The following is a 16133-nucleotide window of genomic DNA, read 5'->3' on the forward strand; positions in this document are numbered from 1 at the left end:
TTGTTGTAATCCTATTATTAGAACATCCTGCAATGGTGAGGCAGCATGTAGCCAATAAAACTAATAATATTAACTTCTTCAAATAGCCACTCCTATATAAGGGAAATATTATATTAAGAAAATTAAACATAACATCGAATCTTTGTAAAAACAATATATTTCCTAGTTTTATTATTCATTGGCAGATTCATGCTAATCAAGTCAATGTCCAATTTCCATTTTATCCGATTCTCAATATTTATTCCAACATAAAAAGATAGCTATTATTGTTGAAAAATAAGTATCTCTCAAAATGCAAAATACAAACTGAATTCCTATAACCCGATATACGTTTATTCAGCTAACTTCTCCCCTGTAACGATCTGAAATAAAGTGGTTGCATGTTTCCCTTCTAATAGGGCGTACCGATTATCCTCCGCCTTAATTTCCAATTTCTCCCTATTAGCACTTACCCAAATTTGATACAACACAGCTTTCGCCTCTATTTTCGGATTTTTAAATTGAAAAATAAAGTGATAATCAGCTGGACGAGACATTTCCACTTTTTTATTTTCAAAAGTAGTATCATGTAATATTTTCTTTACTTGCAACACTTCATTATTATCTGTCACTACCTTAAGATCTTCATATTCATTATCACCAATACGTTTTTGCACTTCGATTCTTTGATCTTCATTTTCTATTACATTTGAACAGCCAGTTATTATGAATATGCAGATACTGATAATAACTAGAGACCAATTTCTAAATTTCATATTGATACCCTCTTTTCCATACAAAATATTTTAATTTGTAAAATAAAGGTAATTAATTTAAACTTAAAAATATAAATAATAAAGAGAAAGGAGTATCGTTCCATGCAGTTACAAACATACACTTGGAAAAGTTATACGTTTCTCATTGTAAGTATATTCGTTACTATTAATCTCTTTCTCTTCACACCTATTTTAGACCGAGTTGGAGTAGAATATGTCATGCCTTTCGCCTACTTCATATTAGCTTCAGCTGTTATAACAATCCTATTAGCGGTCATCTCTTTTTGTAGCCGAGCTGAGAAGAAAATGTTAGCCATTATCGGGTTATGTTTTACTCTATTTAACACAGCGATCATTTTATTTTTCCTTTGGTTTGGTTACCATTTCACTTAAGTGAAATATAAATAAACTCCATAAGCCACAAATGAAATGAGTAAAATAGAAATGCCGAGTATCGTGTATATAATCCATTGTAAGTTTGAACTCATATACGCCCTCCTCTCACCTTCTAACAATTCCAGTATATAACAAAAAAGCATTGGATACCCAATGCTTTTTCACTTACGCAAATAAAGATGTATTCGCATATAAAGCTGGTGAACCACCTGAATGTACGAATAAAATATTGTCTTCTTTATTAAATGTACCTTTTTTAATTAAGTCGATTAGTCCCGCTACCGCTTTACCTGTATACACTGGATCCAGTAAAATACCTTCTGTTTTCGCAAGTAATTGAACTGCTTCCACCATTTCTGGCGTTGGTAACGCGTAACCTGGTCCTACATATTCATCAAAGCATGTTACAGCTTCGCGCGGGATAAAGTTTGGAATTCCAACGTGAGCTGACGTTTCCTCTACAAGTTTTGCTACTTTCTCTTCTTGTTCTGCTTTTCCTCTACTTACGTTAATTCCGATTACAGGAATGTTACTTTGTGTTCCAGCAAAACCAGTAATTAAACCAGCGTGCATACCAGCGCTACCGCTTACGCAAACCACTGAGCTGAAATCAATTCCTTGATCAAATGATTGCGCCATAATTTCTTGCGCACAAGCAACGTATCCCATTGCACCAGTAGGATTTGATCCACCAACTGGTATTACATATGGTGTATTACCTTTTTCACTAACTTCATTCGCGACTTTATGCATCTCTTCCATCAGATCTGCTCCGTTCGGTACAACAATTACGTTTTCAGCACCTAATAAGTGATATAAGAAATAGTTACCGTTAAAGTCTCGCTTCTCTTCTGGCTCAAGCCCTTCTTCTAATACAAGAATACATTTCATTTTTTCTTTTACCGCAGCTGCAAGAGTTAGACGGCAATGGTTTGACTGAATACCACCAGCTGTAATTAACGTATCTGCACCTTTTTCCTGTGCATCCGCAACTAGAAATTCTAACTTTCTCGTCTTATTACCACCAGCTGTTAAACCAAGTAAATCATCTCGTTTAAAATAAATAGTCGGCCCGCCAAGTGCCTCAGAAAAATTGTTTAATTTTTCAATTGGTGTATATGATTCTGTATATTTTTTTCTTGGAAATTTAGCTAAATTCATGAATAACGCTCCTTTGTACTTCTTTCACAATGTATGTAACGATACTATTATTACATGTAAAAATGATGAAGTCACCTTTCTGGTGGAAAAATGTATTGGAATTCGGTTTTGGTGCATGAAATTGTATTGATAATTTTAATTTCATTACGGTACGTGAAATTACACTAGTAATTTTAACCTAATTACGGTACATGAAATTTATATCGACGATTTTTCAAATATATCGTTCATAACTTGAAATATATCAACGATTTTTTCAATATATCGACGATTCGACATGAGATATCGACTTACCGACAAAAAGTGACAAAATAAAAGAGCCCACTTATTCAAAAGTAGGCCCTTACCAATCACTTATTTGCCGAAAATCGAAGTAGCTGCGTTAATCCTGGTTCTAAATTCATTTCGCCTTTATGGCGTACGTATACAGTCTTGTTCCCGTCAAATTTTGGAGGGTTCCCTTTACTGTATGTTTGCCACTCATTCGTTCCTTCTACATCGTACTCCATATACTCTGTTGCACCGACAATTACATTTTTACTATCATCAGCTGTTACATCTGGTGCCATTTGTGCGACTTTCGCATCACTAATGAATAGCTTCTTTATATCTTTATCACGTTTATAATCGTAAGCTGTTACAATTACGTCGTTACCGTGCGCGTTTATTTGCAATCCTTGTTTAAACGAAGAACCATCCGGAGCATGAATCTCGCCGCCATTAGGACCAGCTGACCTCCAGCCCGTTTCAATACCGCCCGTATTTACAACTGTAAATCCTTTTTCATCTCCGCCTGCAATTTTCTTTTTACCAGCCCAGTCTGGTAAATTTAAATCCCAATGCGTATGGCTCGTGAAAAAGACAACTTGCGGGTAATCTTTTAATATATCGTACAATTTATCCACGTTTAAATAGTCATTTAAATACGGTGATTGTCTTGATCCAGAAATAGAATCAGGTAAAACGTGATGAGAGAAAATAAAAATCGGCTTATTTTTATCTTTTTGACTGTAGTCTTCTAAATTTTGCTTTAGCCAACCTAATTGTTCCTCACTTAAATACACTTGATCTGACATTTTTGAATCATGGTATCTCATATATTTTTCTGTCCCTAAAAATAAAAGCGGATAACCATCTAACTCTTTTTTATGGTACACCTTTTCTTGGCCGCTAAATTTCAAATATCGATTAAATAATGTTTCTTCTGTTACACCATTTGGCCATGTACTTTGAGATAACTTTCCATCAGCTGTCCATTTTCCAGCGTAAAACTCATGGTTCCCAATAGCAGACCATACATTTTCTGGATGCTTATTTTTGTTTAACACACGCTTCACATCATCATATTGTGACTGCTGTCCTTCTGGCGTTATATCCCCATTCATAATAAGTGCTCTAGATAGCGGCGTCACTTTGTTCATATCTTTTAACACGTGATCAAAATCCGATAAATCCCCTTGAATGTCACTAATAACATTAAAAGTTGTAGCTGACTTTTGGACCCCTTCAGCATGTGCTGAAAACGTCGGCAATAATGCCGTTATAACTGCTAACGAAGCGACTGTCTTTTTCATACAAATTCTCCCCCTAATAAATAGAATGTACAAACTGACATGCTCTACTCTCTTAGATGCTTGTCCAATTCACATTATAAGGAGGGATTGTAAAGGTAGATGACGTTAATAATTAATTGTTTTTTAAGAGATTTTGTCGCTTTTACACTCCCTATAGCGCTGCCTTTTCAATTACCATAGTAATGTTAAATGAATGTATCGCTACTTGATAAATCTCTTAGTTTCGTATGTTGTATTTTAATCTACTTTACACATTCTCAATAAAGCACTTTACCTCTTCAAGTTTTCTTCATTTAATCCGAACAACTCTTGTAAAATAAACCGTCCATCTTTTCTTATCAGTACATCATCAAACCAAATTTCACCACCACCATACTCTGGCCTTTGAATGCTTACTAAATCCCAATGTATCGCTGATGTATTCCCGTTGTCTGCACCTTGTAGCGAATCTCCAATTGCTATATGATAACTACCATTTATTTTTTCATCAAATAACGTATTATTCATCGGGTGTAATATATAGGGGTTAAACGCTAGTGCAAATTCTCCTATATATCTTGCTCCCTTATCCGTATCAAGAATGCGATTTATTCGTTCTGTATCATTTGCATATGCCTCTATTATTTTCCCTTGTTTCACATGTAACTTTATATTTTGAAACGCATAACCTTGTTGAACAGATACAGTGTTACATGTTATTACGCCATTCACTGAATCTTTGACAGGTGCTGTATATATTTCGCCATCCGGGATATTATCCGTACCATCCCCCTTTAAAACACCTATTCCTTCAATGGAAAATTCCAAATCCGTTCCCTCTCCAATAATCCTCACTCGTTTCGTCTTTGCCATTAATTCTTTTAATGGCTCCATTGCTTTTGACATATTGTTGTAATCTATCGTACATACATCATAGTAGAATTTTTCATAAGCCTCCGTGCTCATATTTGCTTCTTGCGCAGAAGCCGCATTCGGAATGCGAGTTGTCACCCATCTCGTTTTATATACAGCTTCACTATGAGCTTTTCCAAATATCTTTTGATATAACTTCATTTTTTCTCCTGGTACATCTGCTAATTCATATGCATTTCTAGGGCTACGGAGATTCATATACACTTGCATTTTACTTAATCGATAACACTCCCAATCTGCTAATAACTTAAATTGTTCTTCAGATCCTGACAAAATTAATTGCCTTGTAACAGAAACATCACGCATTGATACATGCGCATATCCACCTGCCTTTTCCACTGATTTAATAATTTCACGAACAACTGCAGGATCTATTTCTGTGACACTTTGAATCAACACTTGATCACCAGGCTGCACTTTCGTAGAATGGTTGACTAGTATATCCGCTAATTTAGATAACCCCTGCTTCACTACACCTCTCACCCTTTCATTTCCGTTTCAAAAACGTAATAAAAAAGAGAAATACCCTTTAAACATTTCTCTTTTCCATCCAAACGATAGTTAGAAAATAAATCATTAAAAATATAATATATAAATTCCATAACGAGGGTATTGCAGCGACACTCAAATAAAGAGTTCCTGGCAACATCCAAATGCAGCAAACGACCATAAAAGCCTTTTTCCTTGCAACTACCGCAATTACTGCTAGAAAAGAAGGAAGTAAGAACATGAAAAATACAGTGATATATACTTCCTTATCAAGCTCTTGATTGCTATATGGGTTGAAATATAGAAAAACAATTGTAAGGATAAAAATACTTATAGCAGCGGCTACCCCTATATAATTCTTCATCATTCCCCGCCTTCCGATAGCAATGTACTTAATACTTTCCATTCCTGCTATTTATATCTTCCGCTCCATACAGAACTCTCTTTGGGTTCACAACAATTAAAGCAGCTGCAACTACTAAATAAAAAATCGCATTATACATGATTAGATCGATTAAGTTTCCGTTTATGATACCAATAAAGAAATTAAAGAATTGATGGATAATGATTGGAATGGTTAAATTTTGATTTAAATTATAAAATGCAGTCATGACGATTTTAATGGATATGATAGAAATCATAAAAAATAATATATATTTGAATAAATCAACTCCTACAAATCCTGTAGTAAACCAAATAGGTAGGTGCCACATTCCCCACCAAAAACCAATAATTAGCGATGCTTTTAATGGTGAATACTTCTTTTGAAGTTCAATTTGTGCAAAGCCTCTCCATCCTAGTTCTTCTCCCAATGGCCCCGCAAGAAAGTTTTTAACAAAGAAATAGATTAGCATTCCCCATGAAGAGACAGTAAAAATAGAGTCTACTTTACTATTTTTAGATACGAGAAATAAAATCATCAAAAATATGAAGACTTGAATCATAATTGTAGTAATAATCACAGAAAATTTAAGTTTATTCTTGAATTTCTCTTTTACAAACTGTATCAAGCTCTGCCCCGGATAGATTTTCTTAAATAGCACGGCAAAAGCAAAAGTTGAGGACCAAGACGATATACAGAACATTACATCAAAAACCCATGCTGGGAATCCTAGTATACTTATAGCACCTACAAGCAAAAAAAATGGCAGAAAAATGATATTGGTTAGTACGATAAAACTCGCTACTGGTTTTTTGAGTTTCTTTTCCCTATTCATGCACAATCCCCATTTCAAACTAAGTATTTCGTAAACATAGTAGTAGTTATATTTACAGATACTTTCAGCTTAAACCTGGGGGTTACTCACAGGTCAATACATGTCTGCATTATTTTACAGGTGCATAAATTTCTAAAAATATACGCTCAAGTTCATCTTCATATGTGGTAAGTAATATATTTATATACACTAGCCCCAAAAGTTCATACCCTTGTTCTATTGCTGCTTTTCTTAAACTGGATTCCACATTATGATCAATACTTTTCCCACCAGTTGCCCATCTTCCATCTTCAATAACTGTATAAATACATTTTGGATGCGATAGAATTTCTCCTTCTAATCCTTTATCAAAGTCTTCTACTTTTCTTACAATTATAAATTTATCTTCTATAATACCTTCTTCATTGAAACGTATAACTCTTCGTAAAGATGTTAAAGTAACTGCTTTTTTTAAACTATCCGTATTCTTTTTCAAAGATTCATATTCATCATACGCAGTAAAATGCTCTATTTCTCCGTTTACTTCTAATGGCTTCATTTCTTTTACTACGTATTTCCCTAAGAATTGCGTTGTTTTTGCGCAATCTTCTTTTACAATTTGAAGCTTTTTTAAAAGAAGTTTTTTATATGCTATCTCCTCTAAAACTTCTTGTTCTTTCTCTTCTAACAATGATTTTATTCCCTCTATACTCTTACTTTTTCTTAATTCCTGAATTTTTTTTATTTCGATATCCATTTCCCTATAGAAATTGACCGTTGTAATATCATATATATCAAAATGATTATATTTTCTATATCCATTCTCAATATTTTGCTTCGGCTTGACCAAATCTTTTTCCTCATAAAACTTCAAAGTATCTCTAGATACATCTAAAAATTTAGCAACTTGTCCAATTGTGTACATCACGTTCTCCTTTATCATTGCTACTTAATTTATTACATTCATACTTCATATTCTTTACATTATCGAATTTCCCTTCCTATTAATATTTCCCCCTTGTTTTCACACAAAAAAAGACACAGAGATTTCTCCCCATGCCTACTAATCGGCTACTTCTTCACTGCATGCACGTAATGCACCGTCTCAAAAGCTTCTAAATAATCGTTTCGTCCTTCAAAATATAATGCATGAATATCCTCTGGTGATAAGTGCTCATAAATGAGTAAGCCTGCACTCTCTAACAGTGCTTCCATTTCTTTATAAGAAAAACACGATTTCATCGGTTCTCCACCTACTGCAGCCATTTTCACCATATTTTCAACTCGATTGGACAACCCTTTTTCCGTAAATAAGTTTTCATCCGGATAATCGAATACGATAGAGCTTCCCTCTGGAACCATCTCGAATAAGTATTCTATTAAACTAGATAGCTCCTCTTTCGTTAAATAGTACGTAACACCTAAAAGGCTAAAGAAAGTCTTTTTATTTTCAAATCCTTCATTTACTAATTTTTGCTTCGAGAAACCTTTAGTAAAATCCATTGAAACAAAATGAAGGTTGCTTGGAATTTCATACTCTCCTTCTTTCACTCTTTGTATTTTAAATGCTTGCGTAGAAGGATGATCCACTTCAAATATTTCTATTTGATTCTCTAATTCTCGGTGTCTGAAACTGAACGTATCTAAGCCTGCACCGAGTATGACGTATTGTTTTGCGCCTAATATAATTTCATGTAGTAATACTCTTTCACAATATGCTGCGCGTGCCAAAGGTGTTGGTGATAATTGAACTTGTGTAATCCATTTTAATATTTCTTGTGGATTGTCTTGAAACTGCTGTGCAATGTCTGGATTGAAAAAATGTATTCCTTGAACCATATTCGTTTCAATATCGTTACGTTCCTTTTGTGGAATGAAATCTTTAGCTACATAATCATCAAAAATTTTAGGATTATCAAATTCACTGTGATACGCTCTTCCGAAAGCTGATACTAGCGACGTTACACTTGCTTCACCTTTTTTCACGCACATACACTCCTTCATCTTCACAACAAAAATAGGGTTCCCCTGGCCAGGAGAACCCTATTATACACTTTATTTTCACATTGGTAAATTATAGCATAAATAAGTTTTTTTGTCAAGTTTTTCAGCCTGCTATCACTCCAACAATTTGTATATTCTCTAGCAGGAAAATTGTCGATCCACACAGAATGTTCCAAATTATAACAATACATATGGAGGCCAATATGAAACGATTAGTGATCATTACCGTAGGAAAAACACACAGCGGAAAAACTACATTTGCTCAAGAACTAGAAAAAGAGTTACCCCACTCTTTCGTTATGGATCAAGATAACCAAGCAGAATTTATTAACTCGCATTATGAAAAATTACAGCCGGCTGAAGGCGCCAATACCTTTAAACACGGTCTTTCGAAATTCATTGTTGATTATGCAAAAGAACATACAAATTTACACCTTATTATTTGCAACTCAAATAGAAGCCGAAATGGCCGGATGTATTTACTAAATGAATTGTTTCCAAAAGAAGACTATGTACGCATACTCGTTCATTTTGATATTCCAGATGATGTACTTTACGAAAGAGTAGCTCGAAGCACGCGAAGTACGAATATTTTTAGAGGCAGTTATTCTAGTTTCAAAGAAGTACTCGATCGACAACAGTCTGAATCACTACAAGAAGATGTAGTAGATCCTATAGAAAATGAGGCTGATTATTTGTTTGTTATTCGCAATAGCAAGGATATAAACTTTACTATAGAAGAAATTGTGCATCTTGTTAAAGATTTGTCCCCTACTCCAAAATAGGAGACTATGAGAATTACATAATGATAGATTATTATGCAAATACTTCCTCTAGACATCGTACATGGTATATAATGATGTAATAATCTATTATTATATGCTCAATTTTACACAATAGAGTGCATTCATAGGAAAGAGGTACAAAAATATGAAAACAAAACAAACAATTGCTGCGTCTACACTAGCTTTAGCAATGATTGCTGGCGTAAACTCTGCTCATGCGGAAGTAACTGATGCTACTCCTCAGCAAAGTACGGGAGATCGATTAGCTGAAATTAAGCAACATAGACAAGAGTTAGATGCGAAATTGCAGCAGCACAAAGAAAACGTGGATCAAACATTGAATGAACTTAACCAAGTTAAGGAAAATGTTGATACGAAGGTTAATGAACTACATGAGCGTAAACAAATTGCTGATGAAAAAATCAATGAGATTAAACAACGTAAAGAAGAGTTAGATGCAAAACTTCAGCAAGACAAGCAAATCGCCGAAGATAAGATCGCTGAAATTAAAGAGCATAAAAAACAAGTAGAAGACAAAGTTGCTGAAGTTAAAGAGCATAAGCAAAATATCGATAACAAAGTGAATGAGATTAAAGAGCATAAACAAACTGTCGATGAAAAAGTGAATGAAATTAAGCAACATAAAGAGAACATCGATCAAAAGGTTAATGAACTTAAGGAAGTTAAAAAACAGGTAGATGAAAAATTAGCTGAGTTAAAGAAAGCAAAACAAACTGCTGAGGACAAACTTGCTGAGCTAAAAGAAAATAAGCCGAATACTGGTAACACGTTAGAGGAACTTAAGAAAATTAAAGGCAATTTAGATAGTCTTTCCGCTAACTTAGAACTAGCTAAACAAGATGTAAAAAACAAACTTGCTGAATTACAAAAAGCTAGAGAAGAATTACTAAATAAAATTAACGAGATAAAACAAGCGAAACAAACTGTTTCAGATGATTTAACAAAGAAAAAACAAGACTTAGATATTAAAATCAACGACTTTAAACATACTGAGAAAAAAATTGAAGACAAATTAGCTGAGGTACATACAACGAAGCAAAATGTAGATAACAAAATTAATGAAGTATCTCAATCAAAACAAACTGAAACAAAGACTGGTACTACAAACACAAACAATAATGCTAAAGAACTTCCTAACGCTGGTAGTGAGCAATCAAATAATATGGCTTTAGGTATGTTATCTGTATTAGGCGGCGTTTTATTACTTACGCGTAATAAAATTAAAGCGTTATTCTCAAAATAAAGTGAAACTTTAATCAGTGGGGTTTTCTTCATCCCCCACTGATTATTAGTTGAACCAATCGGACTTTTATGGGCAGTTGATCCCCACCTAACTTCTTTGCTTTCGCTGCATTTTGAGGTGGGGGTCTTACTGCCCATTAAAGCGGGATAAAGCAATTATACAAAAGACAACCGCACATTTATGTGCGATTGTCTTTTTTCTTTATATTAACTTCCCATCTCGAAGTGTCAATATACGATCACATACATCAAGCATTCTTTCATCATGTGTAATCATAATTGCTGCTTTTTGACTCTCTTTCACTTCACGTTTCATCATTTCTACGACTTCACGTGCGCGTTTTGAGTCTAAGCTTGCTGTTGGTTCATCCGCTAATATTAAGTCTGGGTTGTTCATGAACGCACGAGCGATTGCTACCCTTTGCTTTTCTCCGCCAGATAGTTGATTTGGATAATGATTTTTTCTTTCTCCTAATCCAAATGCCGCTAATAAATGATCCGCACGCTTTTCTGATTCTTGTTTGTTTTCTTTTTTAAGCTTTGCAATGTAAAGTAATTGTTCTTTTACATTTAAATATGGAACAAGATTTGCAAACTGGAAAATGAAGCCGATTTTTTTCAAACGAATGTCTGTCATTTCCTTTTCTGATAACTTCGTAATATTTTGCTCACGAATGTAAATATCCCCTTTTGAAGGTGATAATAATGCACCCGCGATTGATAATAATGTACTTTTCCCTGATCCAGAAGGACCGACGATTCCGATAAACTCTCCAGCTTTCACATCAAGGGACATCGGATGAAGGGCTGTTACTTCCGTATTCCCTTCTCCGTACACTTTACTTACTTTGTCTAATTTCAATAATGAAGTCATTACATCCCGCCTCCAATTGCTTCTAATGCATCAACTTTTAATACTTGGTATAACGAAATAAGTGTTCCTAAAATACTAATTACGATAAAGATTGCTGCATATTGTGCAATCATCGGTGTTGTTAATAAGAACGGCATTCCGGCTGGTAAAATTTGTTCTAATCCTTGTACAAGAACAATACTGATTACCATTGCAACGACTGATAAGAATAACGCCTGCACGACTAAGCTATTCGCTAAATAAGAATTCTTTGTACCGATTGCTTTTAATACACCTAATTGCTGTGTTTTTTGCAGTGTAATGACGTAGAAGAATACACCGATTAGTAACGCAGCGATAACAAGTAAGAATGCAATGATCATCGTTAATGTTCCTTGCTCTTCTTTAAATCCTGGAATACTTTGCAGTACTTCTTTTTTGTCAATTACGTGTGCATTTTTAATTTCTTTATCTGTATTCAGCGCAATTGCACTATAATCTTTTTGGTTTGGTTGTGAAATAGATCCCCATACATCTTCATTTACATAAACGACTGGTGTATGGCTAAACATTTGATCTTTCGTAAATCCAACGATCGTAAATTCTTTCTTTGAAACAGGATCAATAATTGTATCCCCGATATCGATTCCTTTTTCTTTAATAGATTCATCAGCAACCATTTCGTTGTTTGCTGTACCTAATTTCTCACCTTTTACAATTTTCGGTTCTAAAAATGAACCACGTTCACTTGCGAAAATGGCAATATCCACTTTTTTCGAGCTATCTTTCTTTTCATACGTTGAAACTTTCACACGAAACGGAACGGCCTCTTTCTCGCCTACTTGATCTACTACGTTATCTGCATCTTCTTTCTTAATTTGTGAACGAAGTAATTTATTTTCCGCATCATCTGCTAAAACGAACTTATTTGCCTCCATATTTTGAATCGATGAAGCATTATCATATGATAGTCCATTTGCTAATCCTGAAATAACAAGAACTAAAAATGATAATAACACCATAATCAGTCCGATTAATCCGTATCTTAATTTTGATTGTTTTAATTCACGCAGAGCTAAAAACATTTCGCTCGCTCCTTTCTCTTTCTTTCTATGCACTTATCATAAAAAAGAAATATGAACGGAATATGAACAGAAGATTACAGAGGGGAAGATTTAATTTTCAGAAAGTATTGAAAACAATTAGAATCCTTGGTACAATTCAGTCAAATATTCTTGACCGAGTAATTTCATTTAAGGAGTTGATCATGTTGAAGCCCATGTTAACACTCACTACTTATAGCCAACTAAAAGCAATAAGCGATCCACTACGTGTCGAAATGATGATGCGTCTATGCGAACGTCCTTATACAGGACAATTACTATCTGAGAAATTCGGCATTCCAAGGGCTAAAATTCATTATCATTTAAAAGAATTAGAAAAGAATGGTTTTATAGAGATTGTTTATACAGAAGAAAAGAATGGCATCATTCAAAAGTTTTATCAATCTGTCGCTAAAGGCTTCACCCCTGCCGCGAACCTATTACCTCATTTAGAAATATTAAGTGAATCCGGTCGCCAAATCTTTTTACAAATGACGGAAATGACGAAAAGCCATATTCTCGCTGCACCTGAAGAAGCTTTTACATTACGGAAAATAAGCGAAAATCCAGCTGAGTGGAATTACGTTTCATCTTGCTGGGAGTTTGATGCCACACCAGAACAATTTCAAGTGTGGGTGAAAAAGTTTCATGAATTAATGGGTGAATTAAACGAGATCACAAAAGACGCGGATAAAGATCCAAATAGTAAATCTTATTACATTTCTACTACTGCACTACAAATCGACGAACGAGCAATGCAGCGCTTTGTGAAAAAAGAAGAAAAATCGTAATACGATTTTTTTACACCAACGGTCAAATTTATTTTACCGAATAATTTTTTTATAAAGGAGTAGATAAAGTGGACATATTAAAAAACCGGAATTTCTTCTTACTGTTTTTAGGGAGAATTTTTACGAACATAGGAGATAGCTTGTATTATGTAGCTGCGATGTGGCTCGTATATAAACTTAGTGGTAATCCTTTTTATTCTGGATTGGCTGGTTTCCTTACATTATTACCTTCTGCACTTCAATTTCTTACTGGGCCATTCGTTGATAGATGGTCAATCAAAAACACCCTCGTCATCACACAAGTTCTGCAATGCGTCCTAATATTAATCATTCCTATTACATACTACTTCGACCTATTAACTGTTCAACTACTACTCATCATTATGCCCATCGTAGCCTTTATCGAACAATTCGCCTATCCCGCACAATCAAAAGCTTTACCACTTCTACTGCATAAAACACAATTATTAAAAGGAAATTCACTCTTTTCATTTGCGTATCAAGGCATTGACTTAATTTGTACGACTCTTTCTGGCATATTAGTAGCACTATTTGGCGCAATTACTTTATATGTAATCGACTCTTTCACATTCGCGATTACTGCGCTTTTATTCTTTTCATTGAAAATGCCCAAACAGACCGAAACGGGCACATCACTTTCAACTAAACAATATTTCACTGATTTAAAAGTAGGTTTTTCAATCGTCTTTCGTTCATTAATGGGCATATTCTTAATCGGTTCAGTTGTCGCTAATTTTTCCATTGGTATGACGATGGCGATACTCCCTTCTTTCGCTGATTCTTTAGGAGGCGTGAAATCATACGGGTTCTTCTTAGCTGCTATATCAGCAGGTAGTCTCATCGGTGCATTATTCAGTTCATCGGTTGGCAAACGTAATGTCGGCCGTGTCTCTATTATTGGCTTTGCGACTGGAGCTATCTTTTGGTTTCTCTCTACAATCGTACAGTTTCAGTGGTTGTCTATTCTCTTATTCGGTCTAGCCTGGATACCAATTGGCGCCACGAACATATTATTTGCGACAGTTAGTCAAATTGTAATTCCAAATCAATATATCGGGCGCATCAATTCAGTCATGCGAAGTATGGGCACAATTGCTATGCCGTTCGGTTCTTTAATTGGTGGATATGCTGCGAATGTATTTAGTAGCCAACTCATTTTCGCGCTTGCTAGCATCGGAATTTTATTTATTTCTCTCGTATGGCTACTTCATCCGAAATTACGCTCATTGCCGAAAGCTGATGAAATTACAGCGGATACTTTTGGGGTTCGGTTTAAAGTAGAGAGTGAGAAAGGTGCGGCTTTATAGCAAAAGTGGGAGTACGTGAAATTTATATCAGCGATTTTTCAAATATATCAGCGCAACTCAAATTATATCAGCGATTTTTCGATTCTATCGACTTACCGACAAAAAACGACAAAAAGAAGAGGCCGTTTCCAAACAGCCTCTTCCATCTATTTAGGAAGCTCCACCTGAACAGTAGTCCCTTCTCCTTTCGTACTATACACTGAAACATTTCCGTTATGCAGTTCCACAATCTTCTGTACAATCGATAATCCTAATCCACTACCTTCTACGTTTCTTGCCCTTGCTGTATCTACTTTGTAAAAACGATCAAATATACGGTCCATTTCTTCTCTTTCCATACCAATTCCGTTGTCTGATATAGAGATCATAACGCTCGACTCTAATTCTTCTACAACAAATTCAATCGTTCCAGCGTCGTTTGAAAACTTAATGCTATTCGTAAAGATGTTACTCCATACTTGATGAAGTAAGTTTTCATCCCCTTGTATTGTAATATCCGGCACATCAAATTCAACGGCGATATCTTTTTCACGCCATTTCCACTCGAGCATAAAAATAACGTCTTTAATTTGCTTCTGCAAATTGAATTCTTTTATTTGTAATACTTTCTCTTCTTTATCTAGTGAAGCTAGCGTAAGTAACTGTTTACATAAACTAGACATTCGCTTACTTTCACCCTCAATAATTTGTAAGTAATGGTTTCTTTCTTCCGCACTCATCTCTTCTGACTGTAACGTTTTTGAGAACCCTTGAATGGAAGAAAGCGGCGATTGGAATTCGTGCGAAACATTTGAAACGAATTCTTGTCTCATCTCATCTAATTCTTTAATACTTTTCGTCATCTTTTGAAAATTAGTTGCTAATGTACCAATTTCATCTTTTCGATTTTCATCTAATTCGATATCATATTCACCATTTGCAATCTTTTGCGTCGCTTTCGTAAATGTACGAATCGGACGAACGATATAACCTGCTGCAATCGCTATAAAAATGATACTTAATACAACGATGAAACCGAGTAATACCGCTAGAAAAATTCGCATCTCGCCAAATTGGTTCTGAATGTCAGGACGAATAAATAAAGCGTACTGTTTATCACTGTGTTGCACTGGTACACCGACACTATTAATTAATTCATTATCGAAAAACCCTGTAATAAAGAGGCGCGTTGGATATGTGGAAACGCCGTTAAACGTTTCCCCTTGCAACACTTTATGAACAGTATCATCACTAATAGACGTTTTACGAAACGCATTACCGATACGCTTTCCATTCTTTTTGTCATCTACAATGTAAATTTCATATCCTAATTTCGCAATAGACTGTAAGTACGCCTCTTTATTTTCTTCACTTTGTTTTTCATATAACGCTTTAACTTCTTCCGCGTACATTAAAATCTTTTCACTGTTATACGGTTTTAACTTCACTTGATAGTACACATTTGTTAATAAAAAACCGATAATACTACTAAGTAGCATGATCCCAACCGTCATAAAAACAAATCTAGAGTATAATGATTTCAT

The 16133-nt window shown here is 34.8% G+C and carries 16 protein-coding genes; 5 read left to right on the top strand and 11 right to left on the bottom strand.

Annotation, left to right across the window (positions count from 1 at the left end; genetic code table 11):
• Window positions 1–332: 332 nt before the first annotated feature.
• Window positions 333–755: a hypothetical protein gene (locus tag FOT98_RS00145; protein WP_063261389.1), complete on the bottom strand. Its 423-nt coding sequence runs from the start codon at window positions 753–755 to the stop codon at window positions 333–335.
• 102 nt (window positions 756–857) lie between these two features.
• On the opposite strand from FOT98_RS00145, the gene FOT98_RS00150 reads away from it, so the two are divergent.
• Complete coding sequence (locus FOT98_RS00150; protein WP_063261390.1) at window positions 858–1148, top strand: hypothetical protein; 291 nt, start codon at window positions 858–860, stop codon at window positions 1146–1148.
• A gap of 168 nt (window positions 1149–1316) precedes the next feature.
• Here the strand turns inward: FOT98_RS00150 and cuyA are convergent, their stop codons facing one another.
• The 7 genes from cuyA to FOT98_RS00185 form a co-directional block, all read right to left on the bottom strand.
• On the bottom strand, window positions 1317–2312 hold the full coding sequence (gene cuyA / locus FOT98_RS00155; RefSeq protein WP_063261391.1) for a D-cysteate sulfo-lyase: 996 nt from the start codon (window positions 2310–2312) through the stop codon (window positions 1317–1319).
• A gap of 350 nt (window positions 2313–2662) precedes the next feature.
• Window positions 2663–3886 carry a DUF4073 domain-containing protein gene (locus FOT98_RS00160; protein WP_063261392.1) on the bottom strand — a complete coding sequence of 408 codons (1224 nt, stop codon included), beginning with the start codon at window positions 3884–3886 and terminating at the stop codon, window positions 2663–2665.
• Window positions 3887–4156: 270 nt separating this feature from the next.
• A complete protein-coding gene (locus FOT98_RS00165) occupies window positions 4157–5269 on the bottom strand; it encodes an aminopeptidase (protein WP_063261393.1) in 1113 nt (370 codons plus the stop codon).
• 58 nt (window positions 5270–5327) lie between these two features.
• A complete protein-coding gene (locus FOT98_RS00170) occupies window positions 5328–5651 on the bottom strand; it encodes a hypothetical protein (protein ID WP_063261544.1) in 324 nt (107 codons plus the stop codon).
• 28 nt (window positions 5652–5679) lie between these two features.
• Window positions 5680–6504: a CPBP family intramembrane glutamic endopeptidase gene (locus tag FOT98_RS00175; protein ID WP_063261394.1), complete on the bottom strand. Its 825-nt coding sequence runs from the start codon at window positions 6502–6504 to the stop codon at window positions 5680–5682.
• A gap of 109 nt (window positions 6505–6613) precedes the next feature.
• Window positions 6614–7408: a MerR family transcriptional regulator gene (locus FOT98_RS00180; RefSeq protein ID WP_063261395.1), complete on the bottom strand. Its 795-nt coding sequence runs from the start codon at window positions 7406–7408 to the stop codon at window positions 6614–6616.
• Between the two features lie 146 nt (window positions 7409–7554).
• Window positions 7555–8475 (bottom strand): class I SAM-dependent methyltransferase, encoded by a 921-nt coding sequence (locus FOT98_RS00185; RefSeq protein ID WP_080467636.1) that lies wholly within the window; start codon window positions 8473–8475, stop codon window positions 7555–7557.
• Between the two features lie 203 nt (window positions 8476–8678).
• Here FOT98_RS00185 and FOT98_RS00190 point away from each other — a divergent pair, with 203 nt between their 5' ends.
• Together FOT98_RS00190 and FOT98_RS00195 are read left to right on the top strand one after the other, a co-directional pair.
• Window positions 8679–9272, top strand: a complete 594-nt coding sequence (locus tag FOT98_RS00190) for an ATP-binding protein (protein WP_132133146.1) — start codon at window positions 8679–8681, stop codon at window positions 9270–9272.
• A 145-nt stretch (window positions 9273–9417) separates the two neighbouring features.
• A complete protein-coding gene (locus FOT98_RS00195) occupies window positions 9418–10536 on the top strand; it encodes an LPXTG cell wall anchor domain-containing protein (RefSeq protein ID WP_063261398.1) in 1119 nt (372 codons plus the stop codon).
• 201 nt (window positions 10537–10737) lie between these two features.
• Here FOT98_RS00195 and FOT98_RS00200 read toward each other — a convergent pair whose 3' ends face one another.
• A complete protein-coding gene (locus FOT98_RS00200) occupies window positions 10738–11409 on the bottom strand; it encodes an ABC transporter ATP-binding protein (RefSeq protein ID WP_000202604.1) in 672 nt (223 codons plus the stop codon).
• Entirely contained in the window at window positions 11409–12473 is a 1065-nt protein-coding gene (locus tag FOT98_RS00205) for an ABC transporter permease (RefSeq protein WP_063261399.1), read from the bottom strand. The genes FOT98_RS00200 and FOT98_RS00205 overlap by 1 nt, the downstream gene beginning before the upstream one ends.
• Window positions 12474–12655: 182 nt before the next feature.
• Between FOT98_RS00205 and FOT98_RS00210 the strand changes: the two genes are divergently transcribed.
• Together FOT98_RS00210 and FOT98_RS00215 are read left to right on the top strand one after the other, a co-directional pair.
• Complete coding sequence (locus tag FOT98_RS00210; RefSeq protein WP_063261400.1) at window positions 12656–13282, top strand: ArsR/SmtB family transcription factor; 627 nt, start codon at window positions 12656–12658, stop codon at window positions 13280–13282.
• A gap of 68 nt (window positions 13283–13350) precedes the next feature.
• A complete protein-coding gene (locus FOT98_RS00215; protein ID WP_063261401.1) occupies window positions 13351–14610 on the top strand; it encodes an MFS transporter in 1260 nt (419 codons plus the stop codon).
• A 146-nt stretch (window positions 14611–14756) separates the two neighbouring features.
• Here FOT98_RS00215 and FOT98_RS00220 read toward each other — a convergent pair whose 3' ends face one another.
• Window positions 14757–16133, bottom strand: a complete 1377-nt coding sequence (locus FOT98_RS00220; protein ID WP_063261402.1) for a sensor histidine kinase — start codon at window positions 16131–16133, stop codon at window positions 14757–14759.

Source organism: Bacillus sp. HY001 (assembly GCF_007558965.1).
Classification (GTDB): Bacteria; Bacillota; Bacilli; order Bacillales; family Bacillaceae_G; genus Bacillus_A; species Bacillus_A mobilis.

What these genes read in the sequence shown, in the direction of transcription:
- FOT98_RS00145 (WP_063261389.1), bottom strand. Translation starts at nt 755, where the DNA reads ATGAAATTTAGAAATTGGTCTCTAGTTATTATCAGTATCTGCATATTC.
- FOT98_RS00150 (WP_063261390.1), top strand. Translation starts at nt 858, where the DNA reads ATGCAGTTACAAACATACACTTGGAAAAGTTATACGTTTCTCATTGTA.
- cuyA (WP_063261391.1), bottom strand. Translation starts at nt 2,312, where the DNA reads ATGAATTTAGCTAAATTTCCAAGAAAAAAATATACAGAATCATATACA.
- FOT98_RS00160 (WP_063261392.1), bottom strand. Translation starts at nt 3,886, where the DNA reads ATGAAAAAGACAGTCGCTTCGTTAGCAGTTATAACGGCATTATTGCCG.
- FOT98_RS00170 (WP_063261544.1), bottom strand. Translation starts at nt 5,651, where the DNA reads ATGAAGAATTATATAGGGGTAGCCGCTGCTATAAGTATTTTTATCCTT.
- FOT98_RS00175 (WP_063261394.1), bottom strand. Translation starts at nt 6,504, where the DNA reads ATGAATAGGGAAAAGAAACTCAAAAAACCAGTAGCGAGTTTTATCGTA.
- FOT98_RS00180 (WP_063261395.1), bottom strand. Translation starts at nt 7,408, where the DNA reads ATGTACACAATTGGACAAGTTGCTAAATTTTTAGATGTATCTAGAGAT.
- FOT98_RS00185 (WP_080467636.1), bottom strand. Translation starts at nt 8,475, where the DNA reads ATGTGCGTGAAAAAAGGTGAAGCAAGTGTAACGTCGCTAGTATCAGCT.
- FOT98_RS00190 (WP_132133146.1), top strand. Translation starts at nt 8,679, where the DNA reads ATGGAGGCCAATATGAAACGATTAGTGATCATTACCGTAGGAAAAACA.
- FOT98_RS00195 (WP_063261398.1), top strand. Translation starts at nt 9,418, where the DNA reads ATGAAAACAAAACAAACAATTGCTGCGTCTACACTAGCTTTAGCAATG.
- FOT98_RS00200 (WP_000202604.1), bottom strand. Translation starts at nt 11,409, where the DNA reads ATGACTTCATTATTGAAATTAGACAAAGTAAGTAAAGTGTACGGAGAA.
- FOT98_RS00205 (WP_063261399.1), bottom strand. Translation starts at nt 12,473, where the DNA reads ATGTTTTTAGCTCTGCGTGAATTAAAACAATCAAAATTAAGATACGGA.
- FOT98_RS00210 (WP_063261400.1), top strand. Translation starts at nt 12,656, where the DNA reads ATGTTGAAGCCCATGTTAACACTCACTACTTATAGCCAACTAAAAGCA.
- FOT98_RS00220 (WP_063261402.1), bottom strand. Translation starts at nt 16,133, where the DNA reads ATGAAATCATTATACTCTAGATTTGTTTTTATGACGGTTGGGATCATG.